This window comes from uncultured Aquincola sp. (genome assembly GCF_964001545.1).
GTDB lineage: Bacteria > Pseudomonadota > Gammaproteobacteria > Burkholderiales > Burkholderiaceae_C > Aquincola.
In genome coordinates, this window is sequence record NZ_CAXFDV010000778.1 from 1 (window position 1) to 15270 (window position 15270).

Here is a 15270-nt window from a genome sequence, read left to right on the forward strand (position 1 = left end):
GCAAAGCCGCGGCCCTGTTCGCCGGCGCGGGCGGCTTCCACCGCCGCATTGAGCGCCAGGATGTTGGTCTGGAAGGCGATGCCGTCGATCACGCCGATGATGTCGGCGATCTTGCGCGAGCTGGCGCTGATGGCCTGCATGGTGTCCACCACCTGGCCCACCACCGTGCCACCGCGCTGGGCCACGTCAGAGGCATTGCCGGCCAGGCCGTTGGCCTGCGTCGCGGCCTGCGCGCTTTGCGCCACCGTGCCGGTGAGCTGCTCCATCGCGCTGGCGGTTTCCTGCAGGTTGCTGGCGGTCTGTTCGGTGCGCTGGCTCAGGTCGGCATTACCGGTGGCCACCTCGCGGCTGGCTGTGGCGATGGAGTCGCTGGCGATCTGCACCTCGCGCACCAGCTGCGACAGCATGCCCTGCATCGCGTGCAGCTCGCCCACCAGGCCGGTGACTTCGTCGCGGCCTTGCGGGGCGTCGGGCTCGGGCGTCAGGTCGCCGGCGGCCACGCGGCGCGCCAGGCGGGCAGCATGGTTCAGCGGATGCAGGATGGAGCCGGTGAGCGCCCAGCCCAGCGCGGCCGAGGCCACCATGCCGGCCAGCACACCGGCCAGCAGCAGGCCCTGGCCTTCGCGGGCCGAGCGCTGCGCATCGGCGCGCTGCTGTTCCACCAGCTGGGCTTCATGCCTGGCCAGCGCATCCACGGCCGACACATAGGCGGCAGCGGCCGGGCGCAGCTGCGATTCCAGTTCGGCGGCGGGCACTTTTTCGCCGGCCGCATCGCGCTTGACCATCGCGGTGCGCAGGTCGCGGAAGCGGTCGCCGGCGGCGTCCAGCGCCTTCATCAGGCGGCCGGATTCTTCGTCGTCGATCAGCGATTCCAGCCGCTTGCGCAGCTCGGCCGAGCGCTTGGAAGTGCGCTTGCGGTCGGCGTCCACGCGGGTGGCCAGGTCCTTGTCGTCGCTGGCCAGCAGCACTTCGGCGCGGAAGGCGCTGATCTCGACGATGCCGTGCAGTTCACGTGCCAGCACCGCACGTTCGGCGGCGGGGCCGCCCAGCTGCTGGGCCACGTCGCCCAGCGTCTGCAGGCGCCATATGCCCACGCCGGAGGCGATGGTCATCAACAAGGCGACGGCGGCCAGGCACAGCGTGAGGCGGGAACGCAGCTTGAGCTGCAACAAAAGGGATGTCATGACCGAGGCGTCACTGCTACAACGCCTCGTTTATCGAACCAGCGGGCTTGTTACTTGAGCGCCAGGTGTTCGCGCAGCGCCGCGATGGTGAGCCGGGGATGGCTGAGCGGCGGGCAGTGGCCCTGCCCTTCCAGCATCACCAGGCGGCTGTCGGGCAGCTGCGCGTGCAGGTAATGCGCCACCGAAGCCGGCACCACCCGATCGCCCTCGATGTGCAGCACCAGCGCCGGCGCACGCACCAGCGGCAGCTGTGCGCGCAGATCGGCGTAGAAGGCCAGGCGGCCGAAGCGGTCGGCCACCCGCGCGTCCAGCGTGCGCAGGGCCGCCTCGAACTCACGCGCCAGGGCTTGCGGCCCGCTTTCGCCGGCCGCCATCGGCGCCAGCATGCGGGCCCAGCCGGCATAGTCGGCATGCATCAGGTCGAACATCGCGGCCAGATCGGCCGGCTGGTAGCCGCCGGTGTAGCCCGGTGCATCGTCCAGAAAGCGCGGCGAGCTGCACATCAGCACCAGGCGCCGGGCCAGCTGCGGACGGGCCAGGCTGGCCAGCACCGCGACCATGCCGCCGATGGAGTGGCCCACCAGCGTCACCTCGCGCAGCGACAGCGCTTCGATGATGTGCACCAGGTCGTCGGCATAGGCCTGCAGCGTGTGGTGGCCGGGTTCCCAGTCGCTCAAGGCGGTGCCGCCGAAGCCCGCCTGGTCGAACAGCACCAGCCGGTGCGTGGCTTCGAAGGCGGGGGCCACCAGGCGCCACATGCGTTGGTCGGTGCCAAAGCCGTGCACGAACACGATGGCGGCTTCGCCTTGTCCGCTGAGGCGGATCTGGTGGCGGCGCATCAAGGCCTGGAGGTCGGCGGTCATGGGGTACACCACAGCATGGAGCGGGCTTATAACCGCCGCCCCGGAGCAGCCGCACCACGTGGTGCCCCCAAGCGTGAAGGCCTGCGCACGGCGGGCAGGCACACCGATGCGGGCGCTGACGGGCATGTTGGTTGCTGACGAGCGTGATCACTTCTGGAGCTGCTGATGGCCGACATTCCTCGTGCACCCCTGACCACCTCTTCCCACGACGACACCGGCAAGCTGGTGCTGCGGCTGGCGCTGGGCGTGCTCATCCTGCTGCACGGCATCTCCAAGCTGATGAACGGCATCGGCGGCATCACCGGCATGGTGGAAAAGGCCGGCCTGCCGCCGGTGGTGGCTTATGGCGTGTACATCGGCGAAGTGGTGGCACCGCTGCTCATCATCCTGGGCCTGTTCACCCGGCCGGCAGCGTTGATCGTGGCCTTCAACATGGTGGTGGCCATTGCGCTGGCGCACAAGGCGCAGCTGTTCTCACTCAACAACCAGGGTGGCTGGGCGCTGGAGCTGCAGGGCATGTACCTGTTCGGCGCACTGGCCGTGGCCCTGCTGGGCGCGGGCCGCCACAGCGTGGGCGGCATCGCCGGCCGCTACAACTGAAAAAGGGCGTCATGAGCTTTCATCCTTACCTTCCCAAGCGGCCGGCGGTGCGCCGCAAGCTCAAGGCCGCGCTGCAGCCGATCGAACGCCAGGCGCGTGAGCTGGTGCAGCGCCGACCGACCGGCGTCTCGGGCCGCACGCTGGTGGCCAGCGCGGTGGGCCTGGTGGCCGGCGCCCTGGCCGTGTGGGTGGCCAGTAAGGCCCGTCAGGCCGAGCGCGACCACCCGCCCACCGGCCGCTTCATCGAGCTGGAAGGCGTGCGCCTGCACTACACCGAGCGTGGCGAAGGCCCGCCGGTGGTGCTGATCCACGGCAACGTCGTCACCTCGGCCGACTTCCAGGCCAGCGGCCTGGTGGATGCCTTGTCGGCCCACCACCGGGTGATCGCGTTCGACCGCCCGGGCTTCGGGCACAGCACCCGCCCGCGCAACCGGCTGTGGACCCCCAGCGCACAGGCCTACCTGCTGTACCGCGCGCTGCAGCAGCTGGGCATCGACAAGCCGGTGGTGGTGGGCCATTCGATGGGCACGCTGGTGGCGTTGGCCCTGGCGCTGGACCACCCGGGCGCGGTGCAGCGGCTGGTGCTGCTGTCGGGCTACCACTACCCGGCGCTGCGGGTGGATGCCTTGCTGACGGCGCCGGCAGCGCTGCCCGTCATCGGCGACGTGATGCGCTACACCGTGACGGCCGCGGGCAGCCGGGCGCTGATGAACCCGGCGCTCCAGGCCATGTTCAAGCCCGAGGCCGTGCCGCCCGACTTCCTGCCCACGCTGCACAAGGAAATCCTGGTGCGGCCGGTGCAGCTGCGCGCCAATGCCGAAGACGCGGCCTTCATGATGTCGGCCGCCCGCTCATTGAGCGAACGCTACCCCGAGCTGGAGATGCCGGTGGCCATCCTGGCCGGGCTGGACGATGCCATCGTCGATGCGGCCGCGCACTCGGAGCGCTTGCACCAGGCGGTACCGCAAAGCCGTTACACCGCAGTGCGCGGCGTGGGCCACATGGTGCACCACGGCGCGCTGGCCGAGGTGGTCGCCGCCATCCACGGCGACGACTGACCTGTCACACGGCCGGCCGCCCCAGCCGGTCGGCCAGGGCCTGCAGCACCTGGGGGTTCCAGGCCATGCCCATGTGGCTGCCTTCCACCTCCACGTCTTCGGTGCGGCGGCTGCCGCGCGGGTGGCGGCAGGTCTGCCAGGCCACCACGCCGTCGCTGCGGCTGTAGATGGAGGTGCTGGGCACCGGCAGCGGCCGCCGCAGGCGCGCGGCCCAGCGCTTGTCCAGCGCCGGCCCGCCGCAACCCAGCCAGCGCAGCAGCCAGCCGGCGTTGCTGTGGTCCTGGTCGGCATTGAACGGCGTGCCGATGGTGATGACCTGCCGCACCTGGCCCGGCAGCCGCCGCGCCAGCTCACGGGCATAGATGCCGCCCAGGCTCCAGCCCACCAGCGTGGCGGGCTGCGCATGGGCTGCCAGCAAGGCCTGCACGTCGGTGGCCAGGCATTGCAGCCATTGGTCGGGGTCGCCGGTCACGCCGGTGTTGCAGCCGCGACCCCAGTCGAAGGCGGTGTAGCCCAGCCGCCGGCAATGCTCACGCAAGGGGCCGACCGCGGCGCCGTCGGCGCCCAGGCCGGGGAAGATGAGCACCGGGTGGCCGTCGCCCGGGGCCGGCGGCGGCGCGGTGGCCTGCAGGCAGGCACTCATCTGGTGGGACAACAGCTCGAAGCTGGCACGCAGGCCTTCCAGGCCGAACAGGGAGAGCGAGGGACGGGCAACCAGGGCAGCTTCGATCACGTTGAACATCCGCGGGAATCAGGACGGCCCGAGCTTGCGCGCGGCACCGGCGGGCAACCAGGGGCCGGCCCCCCGCCGTGCTGTAGGACCGCAGGCCATGGGGCCGACCCGCAGGTGCCCGGGTATGCGGGTTGCCGCGTCCAGGTCATTGCCACTACCCCGAAAGGATTGCCATGACCCGCACCGTGATCGGCGTGTTCGACCGGCCCGAAGGCGTGGACCGTGCCGAACATGCACTGCAGGCCGCGGGCTTCGACGGCCGCCAGATCCATGTCACCGGCCGCCCGGGTGGCAGCACCGTGGGCGCCACGCCCCATGAAGAGGGCGTGCTGAGCAGCGTGCGCAGCTTCTTGGCCGACCTGTTCAGCCAGCCCGGCAGCGAGCCCGAGACCTCGCGTTACGCAGAGGCCATGCGCCTGGGCTGGACGCTGGTGAAGGTGGAAGCCACGCCCGAGCAGACCGACGCTGCCAAGCTGGCGCTGCAGCAGGCCGGTGCGGTGGACATCGAGGCCAAGGCCGACGAGTGGCGCGCCAATGGCTGGAGCGAAGGCCTGGCCACGCCGCGTGCCGGCCATGCCGCGCCCACCGGCGACTCGCCGGCCGCACACGACCCCGACCTCAAGGCGCGCTGACCGCCGAATCCGGCGGCGCCTGCCAGCCGCCGCCCAGCGCCCGGTACAGGTCCACATGGGCCTGCAACTGGGCGGCGCGCAGCTGCAGCAGGCTTTGCTGCGCGGCGTACTGGGTGCGCTGCGCATCCAGCTCTTCCAGGTACGAGGCATAGCCGTTGCGCTGGCGGTTGCGGGCAATGCGCAGCACCTCGCCGGCCACCTCGGCCCGGCCCTGCGCCTGCTCGGCCTGCGCGCCCAGGGCGTCCACCGCCACCAGCGCGTTTTCCACTTCGCCGAAGGCATTGCGCACCGTCTGCTCGTAGCCGAACACGGCCTGGTCGCGCAGTGCCGCGGCCACCTCGGTGCCGGCGCGCAGCCGGCCGCCTTGCAGCACCGGCGCCAGGATGCTGCCGCCCAGGCTCCACAGCCGGGCCGGTGCGTCCAGCAACTGGTGCAGCGTGTTGCCCTGCAGGCTGGCCGAGAGGTTGAGCTGCACCGTGGGCAGCAGCAGGTCGCGCGAGGCGGCCAGGCTGGCATCGGCCGCGGCCACGCGCTGCTCGGCCTGGCGGATGTCGGGCCGGCGGCGCAGCAGCGTGGAGGGCAGGCCCGGGTCCACCGCCGGGGCCGAGAGCGAGGCCAGCGGCAGCCCGCGGTCCAGCGGGCCGGGGTTGCGGCCCAGCAGCAGGGCCAACGCATTTTCCTGCTGCGCGATGCTGCGTTGCAGGGCCGGCACCGCGGCCGCGGCGGCGCGCCATTCCGACTCGGCCTGCACCCATTCCAGTCGCGAGCTGTAGCCCGTCTCGAACAGGTGGCGGGCGCGCTGCAGCGATTCTTCGCGTGAGCGCAGCGTGGCCTGCGCCAGTTCCAGCTGCGCGTCCAGCCCACGCAGGTTCAGGTAGCCGTTGGCGGTGGTGGCGGCCACCGACAAGGCCGCCGCATCGGCCGCCGCCTGCTGGGTCTGCAGGTCGGCCGCGGCGGCTTCGCCCAGGCGGTCGATCCGGCCCCACAGGTCCAGCTCGTAGCTGGCCTGCGCGCCCAGCTGCAGCACCGTGGTCTCGGCGAAGGCGCCGGTGGCGGTGCGCGTGCGGGTGCGCGCGGGCGAGAAGCTGGCGCTCAAGGCCGGCCATTGCGCGGCCTCGGCCACGGTCAGCCGCGCCTGGTATTCGGCAATGCGCGAGCGGGCCACACGCAGGTCGGTGTTGGCGGCCAGCGCGGACTGCACCAGTGCGTCGAGCGTGGGGTCGCCGAAGCCTTGCCACCAGCCGGGCTGCACGGCGGCGGCCGTGGTGGTGTCGCTGCCGCTGGCCGCGCCCCGCCAGCCTGCGGGCGTTTGCAGGCTGCTGGCCGGTGGCGGCTGCTGCGGCAGGGCGCAGCCGGCCAGCAGCGCCACGGTGGCCAGGGCAGCGGGCAGCGTGCGCTTCATGGCCGCGGCCCCGAAGCGGCGGTGTCGATGCTCACCACCACCGACATGCCGGGGCGCAGCCGCTCGACCATCGGCTGGTCGGCATCGATGGCGATGCGCACCGGGATGCGCTGCGCGATCTTCACGAAGTTGCCGGTGGCGTTGTCGGGCGTGATCACGCTGAACTCCGAGCCGGTGGCCGGCGAGATGCGTTCCACCCGGCCGCGCAGCCGCGCATGGTCCAGCGCATCCACCACGAAGCTGGCCGGCTGCCCGGGCGTGATGCGGGCCATCTGCGTTTCCTTCATGTTGGCCACCACCCACAGCTGCGGCGGCACCACCGCGGTGAGCTGGGTGCCGGCGTTCACATAAGCGCCCACGCGCACCGCCACCTGGCCCAGCTGGCCGTCCACCGGCGCATGCACCTCGGTGTTGGCCAGGTCGATGCGGGCCAGCTGCAGCGCGGCTTCGGCATTGCTCACGGCGGCTTCCAGTGCGCCACGGTTCACGCCCACGCTGCGCAGGTTTTCCTGCGCGATGGCCAGCGCGGCGCGCGCCTGTTCGGTGGCGGCCACGGCCTGCGCGGGCGGCGCGGGCCTGGTCGCGCTCGCGCAGCGACAGAGAGCCATCGGCCACCAGCGCCTCGATGCGGGCCAGGTCGGCCTCGGCCTTCACCGCCTGGGCGCGGGCGTTCTCGATGCCGGCCTGGCCTTGGGTGATGGTGGCCTGCGCGCTGCGCCTTTGCTGAGCGGCATTGCCCAGGTTGGCGCGGGCCGCGGCCAATTGCGCCTCGGCCTGCGCCACGCGCTGGCGGTAGATGCGGTCGTCGATCTTCACCAGCAACTGGCCGCGCTGCACCTGCTGAAAGTCTTGTACCGGCACCGCCACCACATAGCCCGAGAGCTGCGGCGCGATCAAGGTCACCTGGCCGCGCACCATCGCGTTTTCGGTGCTTTGCAGCGGCGTGGTGAAGGGCGGCAGCCGCCAGGCGTACAGCACCACCACCACGCCCAGCAGCGCCACCAGCCCGAAGAGGATGGCCGAGCGCAGGCGGCGCCGGTTTTCGGCCGGGCCGACGGTGGGCGGGATGGGCGAAGGCGCGGGGGCTGAAGCCGGCGTGGGTGAGCTCATGCGGGTGGCGGTCAGATGGTGTCGGTCAAGGGGGCGGCGCCGGCTTCGCTGCCGGGTGCCGCGGAAGGGGCGGGCGCCGCCCTGGCGGGCGCAGGCGGCGTGGGCGGGGAAGGCGGCGCAGCGGCCGCTGGTGGCCTGTTCAGGCGTTCCCACAGCGCATGGCCCAGCACGAACACCAGCGTCGCGCCGGCGATCGCGGCGATCACCAGGAACACGTCGTTGTAGGCCAGCACATTGGCTTCACGTGTGGCGGTGGCGGCCAGCACGCTGCGGCCCTGCGCGCCGCGCAGCACCGGGTCGGCCAGCACGCGGCCATAGGCCGTGGCGCCGCCTTGCAGGCGGGCGCTGACCAGCGGCTCCAGCTGGCTCAGCTGCTCGGCGATCTGGCTGCTGTGGAACTTCTCGCGCAGCGTCTGCACCGTGCCCAGCAGGGCCGAGCCCAGCAGGCCGCCCAGGTTCTGGCTGATGCCGAACAGCACCGAAAAGCTCACCAGGTTGCGCGGCTGCGCAATCACCGCGCCCATGCGCGACAGCAGCGCCGGCGCCAGGAACAGCGCACTGCCAAAGGCCAGCAGAAACTGGCTCAGCAGCATCTGCGCCGCCCGCGTCTGCGAGGTGGCGCCCACGTCGATCAGCGCGCCGCCCATCATCGCCAGCAGCGCCACCACCAGCGGCGTGTTCAGCCGCTGCGGGTTGATGGTCAGCGCGCTGGTGGCAATGCCCACCACCGTGCCCGCCAGCACCGCGACGAACATCGGCCGCATCTGGTCGTTGCTCATGCCCAGGGCCTGCAGAAAGCCCACCGCGCCCACCGACTGCTCGGACAGCACGATGCGCACCAGCACCATCACCAGGCCCAGGCGCAGCATGTCGGCGCTGCCCCACCAGCGGGTGTTGATCAGCGGGTTGCGACGGTTGTGCTCGATGCACATGGCCGCCGTCAGCAGCACGATGGCACCCGCCAGCGACCAGCCCAGCCAGGGCGCCTCGAACCACCACACGGTGCGGCCCAGCGCCAGCACCGCGCACAGCAGCGCCATGCCCGGGGCAAACAGCGAGAAGGTGAGGAAGTCGGTCTTCTCGAAGGTCTTGTAGCGGTCGCCGGGCGGCAGCTTGAGCAGCAGCACGCAGCCCAGGGCCACCAGCGTCAGCCCCAGCTCGAACATCGACAGGCCGCGCCACTCGGAATACTCGAGCACGCTGGCCGGCAGCAGCCGGGCCAGCGGCAAGGCCAGCGACGACAGCCCCAGCGCCACCACCAGGCCCTTCATGCGGTGCGCAGCCGGAAAAGCCTGCAGCGTGTAGTACAGCCCCAGTGAGGTGAGCGCTGCCCCGGTCATGCCGTGCGCGGCCCGCACCGCGATGGCCGACGACAGGTCGTTGACGAACAGGTGCGCAAAGCCCACCAGCGCATACAGCACCAGGAACACCTCGGTGAACAGCCGCAGCCCGAACTCCTGCCGAAACTTGACCAGCAGCAGGTTCATCGAGACGTTGGTCATCACATAGGCCGCCGGCAGCCAGGCGATGTCCACCGCATAGGCGCCCAGCGCGCCTTGCAAGTTCTGCAGGTTGGCGGTGACCAGCGCATTGCCCAACCCGCCGGTCAGCGAGACGATGAAGCCGACCAGCGCATAGGCCACGCGACGGCGCACCGGATGCAGCGGGGTCGAAGGCGACCCCGGCATCATCGGCCGTTCATGCGGGAGCCAGGGGCGGGGAGCGATCGGATTCATCGATGGGGCGCAATGTCGCCCGCTTTAGGCAACGGATGTGCCCTGTCCCCCCTGGCTTGGCGCTGCATCAGCCGCCCTGCGCAGGTACCACCACGCGCAGCGTCTGCCTCTGCGGCGCCTCACCGACGCCGCGCGTTTCTGCCAGGGCCTGGTCCTGGCTCATGCCCTTGTGCTGCAGGTACAGGGCATAGGGCCCGGGCTGCAGGCGGGTTTCGACCTGCTCGGCGGCCAGCGCGGCCTGGCTGCCGAGCAGGGCGGCCAGCGTCAGGGCCAGGGCGGCGGGGGTGCGGTGCAGCTTCATGCGGGTGCTCCTTGAAGGGTGTGGCGATGCGATGAATCTAGGTGCGCACCCCGGCACCCACAATCCACCGCGCCGCCAACGCCCCGTTGCGCAAAGCTGAACAATCACCCGCGCCGCCGCTGCGCGCACACCCGTGTGGGAACATGCGGTGGTGACGAAGTGGTCCACCGAATCCGCCGCCTGGCGCGGCTACCTGGCCGCGGCCCTGGCCTGCGGTATCACGGCGCTGGCGGGATTTGCGCTGCTGCCGGTGCTGGAGCCCACCAACATCGCGATGCTGTTCCTGCTGGCCGTGGTGGCCGTGGCCTGGCGGCATGGCCGCGGCCCGGCCGTGATGGCCGCGGTGCTGGGCGTGGCGCTGTTCGACCTGTTCTTCGTCGCGCCGCAGTTCTCGTTCGCGGTGAGCGACGTGCAGTACCTGGTCACCTTCGCGGTGATGCTGCTGGTCGGCCTGCTCATCGGCCAGCTGATGGCCGGCCTCAAGGCCCATGCCGAAGACGCCAGCCGCCGCGAGCAACGCATGGCGGGCCTGTATGCCGTCTCGCGCGAGCTGTCGGCCGCGCTGCAGCCGCAGCAGGTGGCCGACATCGGCCAACGCTTCTTGCAGGAGGAACTGGCGCTGCCCAGCCTGCTGCTGGTGCCCGATGCGCAGGGCAGCCTGCAGCCGCTGGCGGGTGACCAGGCCGCCTTGGACGCGGGGCTGGCGCAATGGGCCTTCGACCATGCCGCGCCGGCCGGTGCGGGCACCGACACCTTGCCCGGCGCCGGCAGCCTGGTGCTGCCGCTCACCGCCACCATGGGCGTGCGCGGCGTGCTGGCGGTGGCCTGCGGCGCGGCACCGGCGCCCGAGGCGCGGCGGCTGCTGGATACCTGTGCCTCGCTGCTGGCCTTGTCGCTGGAACGCATCCACTACGTGGAGGTGGCCCAGCGCACCACGTTGGAAATCGAGTCGGAACGCCTGCGCAACTCGCTGTTGTCGGCCATCTCGCACGACCTGCGCACGCCGCTGGCCGGCCTGGTGGGCCTGGCCGACACGCTGGACCTGCCGGCCCCGGCCACTGCCGGCCCGGGCGCCGCGGCCCGGCACCGCAGCACGCAGGCCCAGGCCATCCGCAGCGCGGCGCGCCGCATGGCCGCGCTGGTGGACAACCTGCTGGACATGGCCCGGCTGCAGGCTGGCGGCGTGCAGCTGCGCCTGGCCTGGATGCCGCTGGACGAGGTGATCGGCAGCGCGCTGGCCGCCTGCGCCGGCCCGCTGGCGGGCCGCCCGGTGCAGGTGCACCTGCCCGACGAGCTGCCGCTGCTGCACCTGGACGCGGTGCTCTTCGAACGGGTGCTGGTCAACCTGTTCGAGAACGCGGCCAAGTACACCCCGCCCGGCAGCGCGCTGGTGCTGCGCGCCGAGGCGCGGCCCGCCGAAGTGCTGCTGACGGTGGACGATCACGGACCCGGCCTGCCCGCCGGGCAGGAAGCGCGCCTGTTCGAGAAGTTCGAGCGCGGCCAGAAGGAAAGCGCCACGCCCGGGGTGGGGCTGGGGCTGGCCATCTGCCGTGCCATCGTGCAGGCGCATGGCGGGCGCATCAGCGCCGGCCACCATGGGCAGGGCGCACGTTTTGCCATCTTGCTGCCACGAGGCACGCCGCCGCCCGACGACGGCAGCGGGCAGCCGCTGTCCACGGTCTACGATCACGCCGCATGAACCCGACTACCCACGCCACCACCATCCTGGTGGTGGAAGACGAAGACGAGATCCGCCGCTTCGTGCGGCTGTCGCTGCAGGCCGAAGGCCATGCAGTGCATGAGGCCGCCACGCTGCAGCGCGGGCTGATCGAGGCCGGCACCCGCCGCCCCGACCTGCTGGTGCTGGACCTGGGCCTGCCCGATGGCGACGGCGTGTCGCTGATCAGCGAGCTGCGCACCTGGTCGGCCGCGCCGGTGATCGTGCTGTCGGCCCGCAGCGGCGAGGCCGACAAGATCCGCGCGCTGGACGCCGGGGCCGACGACTACCTGGTCAAGCCTTTCGGCGCCGGCGAGCTGCTGGCCCGCGTGCGGGCCCAGCTGCGGCGCCGGCCGCTGGCGGCCGCCGGCACCGAGGCAGCGCCGGTGCTGCGCTTCGGCGAGGTGATGGTTGACCTGGCCCGCCGTGTGGTCGAACGTGCCGGCCAGCCGCTGCACCTGACGCCGATCGAGTACAAGCTGCTGATCCACCTGGCCACGCAGCCCGATCGGGTGATCACCCATCAGCAGCTGCTCAAGGCCGTGTGGGGCCCCGGCCATGCCGAAGACCTGCACTACGTGCGGGTGCACATGGCCAACCTGCGCAAGAAGGTGGAACCCCAGCCGTCGATGCCGGTCCACCTGCTCACGGAGGCCGGGGTCGGTTACCGGTTCGTGCCTTGAGCAAGCGAAGGAATCCCATGCAGCGTCGCCAGTGGCTTGTCTATGCAACTTCGGCCATGGCCGGGGCGCCGGTGGCGGCGCGGCCCGCGCCGGCCACCGTGGCCGCGCCGGTGCAGCCCGCGGGCCGGCCCGGTGCGCTGATGCTGATCGGCGGCGCCGAAGACCGTCAGGGCGACCGGCTGGTGCTGCGGCGCTTCGTGGCGCTGTGCCGTGGCCCGGCGCCGCGCGTGGTGGTGCTGCCTTCGGCCAGCGCCTACCCCGAGGCCGCCGCCCGCCGCTATGAGGCGGCGCTGGCCGCCCTGGGCGTGGGCCAGCAGGTGGTGGTGCACCCGGCCAGCCGCGAAGAAGCCGGCAGCCTGGAACTGGTGGCCCAGGTGGCCACCGCCGATGGCGTGCTCATCACCGGGGGCGACCAGCGGCGGTTGACCGAGATCGTCGGCGGCACGCCGCTGGCGCAGGCCATCCACCAGGCCTTCATGAACGGCGCCTGCGTGGCCGGCACCAGCGCGGGCGCTGCCGTGATGTCGGCCCGCATGCTGTGGGCGCGCAGCCTGACCGAAGGCTTCGGCCTGCTGCCGCAGGTCATCGTCGACCAGCACTTCACCGAGCGGCGGCGCCTGCCGCGGCTGTTGCGCGCGCTCAGCCGCTACCCCGACCACGTGGGCGTGGGCGTGGACGAAGACACCGCGCTGGTGCTGCGCCGCGGCCAGGGCGCCGAGGTGGTGGGCAGCGGCTCGGTGACCATCGTCGACCCGCGGGCGGTGCAAGGCGCCATCGAAGGCCTGGAGCCCGACGCGCTGATGCAGGTGCCCGGCCTGCGGGTGCTGCGGCTGCAGGGCCAGGGCGCAGTCGATCCGCAGGTGGCGCGGCTGCTCGGTTAGGCGCCGGCCTGCCGCCGGTGCTCCGCCGACACCGGATGCACCCGCTGGATCGGCGCATCGGCCACCGCGCGGGCGGCGGCGGTGCGCACCTCGCGCATCAGCGCGCGGGCGTCCCAGTCGGTGGGCCAGCCTTGCCACAAGCGCAGCCGGCCGTTGACGACGACCGCCTCGATCTGGCCGCGGTGGGCCAGGCGCACCAGCTCCCAGCCCAGGTCCCAGGAAGGCGCCAGTTCGGGCACGTCCAGGTCCAGCAGCAGGAAGTCGGCCTCCAGGCCGGTGGCGATGCGGCCGGTGCGCTGGCCCAGGCCGCAGGCCTCGGCGCCGCCCGCGGTGGCCGCCTGCAGCCAGGTCCAGCCGGCGCCGCAGGACGAATCGCCTACCGCCAGGCCATGCACCAGGCGCTGCGCGGTCTCGGCCGCGTCCAGCAGCCGGAAGGCGTCGCTGCGGGTGCCGTCGGTGCCCAGGCCCAGGGGAATGCCCAGCGCCCGCATCATCAAGGCCGGGGCCACCGCATTGCCCTTCCAGGCGCTGGCCACCGGGTTGTAGGCCACGCCGGTGCCGGTGTCGCGCAGGCGCAGCAGCTCATCGGGCGTGACCAGCGTGGCATGGGCGATCAGGGTCTGCGGGCCCAGCGCGCCGGCGCGGTCCAGGTGGCCGATGGGCCGCAGGCCGCGGTCCACCAATGAGCGTTCCACCGAGGCCAGGTGTTCGTTGGCATGCACCTGCAGCACCGCGCCCGCCTCGCGGCACAAGGCGGCCACCTGGCCCATGGTGGCATCGGTGGCCGCTTCGGGCACCGAGACGGCCAGCGAGCCGTGTACCAGCGGATGGTGCTGCCAGCGGACCAGGTGTTCGCTGGCCTGGCGCAAGGTGTCGCGCCGTGCGCCGTCGTCGCTGCCGGCGTCGTTGCACACCCGGGCCAGCACGCAGCGCAGGCCCGCTTCTTCGGCCGCCTGGGCAATCGCGTGCAGGCCATGTTCCGAGCGGGTGCCGGCGTCGCACACGGTGGTGAAGCCGCCGCGCAGCGCCTCCAGCGCGGCCAGCTTGGCCGACAGGTACAGGTCGTGCGGCTGCAGGTGCTGCTCCAGCGGCACCCAGATGCGGCGGAAGATCTCCGACGGCTCACCGAAGGCCAGCGACTTGCCGAACGACTGCGTCAGGTGGTGGTGGGTGTCGATGAAGCCGGGCATCAGCAGCCGGTCGGGCAGTGCCTGCGCCACCAGGCCGGGGTGGCGGGCCTGCACTTCGGCCAGCGGTCCGACGTCTGCAAAGCGGCCGCCTTCCACCACGACGCCCTGGCCAGGCGTGGCGCCCTGCGGCTCCAGCCAGGTGAGGGCAGGCGCCAGCAGGTAGCGCGGCTGCGCCAGTGTGTGTTCAGTGACTTGCATAGACAACTCCCGTGACGATCAGCGCCAGTGCGGTGGCCAGGCGCAGGCGGCGTGCATCCAGCCGGCGCGCGGCGCGGCGGCCGGCCCAGGCACCGGCCAGCAGCGCGGCGCCCACGGCCAGGCCCAAGGTCCAGTCCAGCCGGCCGGCCAGTGCATGGGTGGTGCTGGCCGCCAAGGCGATGGGCAGTTGCACCGCCTGCGCCGCGGCCACGCTGGGCAGCGTGGGCAGGCCCAGCAGCATCAGCACCGGCAGCAGCAGCACCGGCCCGCCGGTGCCCGACAAGGCCGAGCCGCAGCCCACCGCCCCGCCCACCAGCACCATGGCCAGCGGGCCCAGCGGCGCCCGTGCCGGTGCGGCCGGCCGGCGCAGCAGCCACAGCGTGTGCAGGCCCGAGCCCGCGGCCAGCGCGGCCACCCACAGCCGCACCGCGCCCGGCGGCACCAGGTGCACCAGCAGCGCGCCAGCGGCCGCCCCGGCCAGCGCAGCCAGGTGCAGCGCCCACCAGTTCACAGGGTCGCCGGCCTGTTGCGCGCCCGGCGTGCGCCGCCAGCCCAACAGGCCGGTGAGCAGAAAGCCGAAGCTCGATGCAGCGATGGCGGTGCCCACCGGCAGCCCCGCCACGCCGGTGAGGGCCGGCACCACCAGCACGCCGCCGATGGCGGTGGCGCCGATCGCGGCGCCCGCCAGCAGCACCAGCAGGCCGGCCAGCAGCAGCGTCATTCGGCCTTAATCCCTGCCTTGGCCACCACGGCGCCCAGGGCCTGCTTCTCGGCCTTCAGCGTGGCCATGAAAGGCGCCGGGCCTTGCGGCGCCGGCTTCAGGCCCGCTTCGGTCAGGCGCTGCTGCAGCTCGGGCTCGGCCAGCGCTGCGGCCACTTCTCGTGCCAGGCGGTCCACCAGCGCCGCATCGGTGGCGGCGGGCGCAAAGAGGCCGTACCAGCTGTCCACCGCCACGTTCTTCAGCTCGGGCGTTTCGGCCAGC

16 protein-coding genes and 1 pseudogene are annotated in these 15270 nt (G+C 72.4%); 6 read left to right on the top strand and 11 right to left on the bottom strand.

What is annotated here, in order from left to right:
* Together ABNT58_RS27070 and ABNT58_RS27075 are read right to left on the bottom strand one after the other, a co-directional pair.
* Positions 1–1184 (bottom strand): methyl-accepting chemotaxis protein (locus tag ABNT58_RS27070; RefSeq protein ID WP_348756478.1); only part of this gene is annotated, 1184 nt, incomplete at its 3' end.
* 50 nt (positions 1185–1234) lie between these two features.
* Positions 1235–2047 (bottom strand): alpha/beta hydrolase, encoded by an 813-nt coding sequence (locus tag ABNT58_RS27075; RefSeq protein ID WP_348756479.1) that lies wholly within the window; start codon positions 2045–2047, stop codon positions 1235–1237.
* A gap of 165 nt (positions 2048–2212) precedes the next feature.
* Here ABNT58_RS27075 and ABNT58_RS27080 point away from each other — a divergent pair, with 165 nt between their 5' ends.
* Positions 2213–2647: a DoxX family protein gene (locus ABNT58_RS27080; protein ID WP_348756480.1), complete on the top strand. Its 435-nt coding sequence runs from the start codon at positions 2213–2215 to the stop codon at positions 2645–2647.
* An 11-nt stretch (positions 2648–2658) separates the two neighbouring features.
* Positions 2659–3705 (top strand): alpha/beta fold hydrolase, encoded by a 1047-nt coding sequence (locus tag ABNT58_RS27085; protein WP_348756481.1) that lies wholly within the window; start codon positions 2659–2661, stop codon positions 3703–3705.
* Between the two features lie 4 nt (positions 3706–3709).
* On the opposite strand, the gene ABNT58_RS27090 is transcribed toward ABNT58_RS27085, so the two are convergent.
* Positions 3710–4438 carry an alpha/beta hydrolase gene (locus ABNT58_RS27090; RefSeq protein WP_348756482.1) on the bottom strand — a complete coding sequence of 243 codons (729 nt, stop codon included), beginning with the start codon at positions 4436–4438 and terminating at the stop codon, positions 3710–3712.
* 173 nt (positions 4439–4611) lie between these two features.
* Here ABNT58_RS27090 and ABNT58_RS27095 point away from each other — a divergent pair, with 173 nt between their 5' ends.
* Positions 4612–5070, top strand: a complete 459-nt coding sequence (locus ABNT58_RS27095) for a hypothetical protein (protein ID WP_348756483.1) — start codon at positions 4612–4614, stop codon at positions 5068–5070.
* On the opposite strand, the gene ABNT58_RS27100 is transcribed toward ABNT58_RS27095, so the two are convergent.
* From ABNT58_RS27100 to ABNT58_RS27120, 5 genes and pseudogenes are all read right to left on the bottom strand, one after another.
* Positions 5057–6472 carry an efflux transporter outer membrane subunit gene (locus ABNT58_RS27100; RefSeq protein ID WP_348756492.1) on the bottom strand — a complete coding sequence of 472 codons (1416 nt, stop codon included), beginning with the start codon at positions 6470–6472 and terminating at the stop codon, positions 5057–5059. The two genes, ABNT58_RS27095 and ABNT58_RS27100, sit on opposite strands and share 14 nt — an antisense overlap.
* Positions 6469–7026: an HlyD family secretion protein gene (locus tag ABNT58_RS27105; RefSeq protein WP_348756493.1), complete on the bottom strand. Its 558-nt coding sequence runs from the start codon at positions 7024–7026 to the stop codon at positions 6469–6471. Before ABNT58_RS27105 ends, ABNT58_RS27100 begins: the two co-directional genes overlap by 4 nt.
* A 262-nt stretch (positions 7027–7288) precedes the next feature.
* A pseudogene (locus tag ABNT58_RS27110) lies at positions 7289–7582 on the bottom strand (biotin/lipoyl-binding protein); the annotation flags it as partial.
* Positions 7583–7593: 11 nt separating this feature from the next.
* Positions 7594–9318 (bottom strand): MFS transporter, encoded by a 1725-nt coding sequence (locus ABNT58_RS27115; protein ID WP_348756484.1) that lies wholly within the window; start codon positions 9316–9318, stop codon positions 7594–7596.
* A gap of 67 nt (positions 9319–9385) precedes the next feature.
* Positions 9386–9619 carry a hypothetical protein gene (locus tag ABNT58_RS27120; protein ID WP_348756485.1) on the bottom strand — a complete coding sequence of 78 codons (234 nt, stop codon included), beginning with the start codon at positions 9617–9619 and terminating at the stop codon, positions 9386–9388.
* A 151-nt stretch (positions 9620–9770) separates the two neighbouring features.
* Here ABNT58_RS27120 and ABNT58_RS27125 point away from each other — a divergent pair, with 151 nt between their 5' ends.
* Genes ABNT58_RS27125 through ABNT58_RS27135 form a run of 3 tightly spaced genes read left to right on the top strand, consistent with a single transcriptional unit; the run spans position 9771 to position 12900 of the window.
* Complete coding sequence (locus ABNT58_RS27125) at positions 9771–11318, top strand: DUF4118 domain-containing protein (protein ID WP_348756486.1); 1548 nt, start codon at positions 9771–9773, stop codon at positions 11316–11318.
* Positions 11315–12019, top strand: coding sequence for a response regulator (locus ABNT58_RS27130; protein ID WP_348756487.1), 705 nt, complete (start codon positions 11315–11317; stop codon positions 12017–12019). Before ABNT58_RS27125 ends, ABNT58_RS27130 begins: the two co-directional genes overlap by 4 nt.
* A 17-nt stretch (positions 12020–12036) precedes the next feature.
* Complete coding sequence (locus ABNT58_RS27135; protein WP_348756488.1) at positions 12037–12900, top strand: cyanophycinase; 864 nt, start codon at positions 12037–12039, stop codon at positions 12898–12900.
* Here ABNT58_RS27135 and ABNT58_RS27140 read toward each other — a convergent pair.
* The 3 genes from ABNT58_RS27140 to ABNT58_RS27150 form a co-directional block, all read right to left on the bottom strand.
* A complete protein-coding gene (locus tag ABNT58_RS27140) occupies positions 12897–14288 on the bottom strand; it encodes an amidohydrolase family protein (protein WP_348756489.1) in 1392 nt (463 codons plus the stop codon). The genes ABNT58_RS27135 and ABNT58_RS27140 overlap by 4 nt on opposite strands.
* Complete coding sequence (locus ABNT58_RS27145; RefSeq protein ID WP_348756490.1) at positions 14275–15009, bottom strand: TSUP family transporter; 735 nt, start codon at positions 15007–15009, stop codon at positions 14275–14277. The genes ABNT58_RS27140 and ABNT58_RS27145 overlap by 14 nt, the downstream gene beginning before the upstream one ends.
* Positions 15006–15270: tripartite tricarboxylate transporter substrate-binding protein (locus tag ABNT58_RS27150; protein ID WP_348756491.1), on the bottom strand; the 265-nt coding region annotated here is incomplete at its 5' end. The genes ABNT58_RS27150 and ABNT58_RS27145, both read right to left, overlap by 4 nt.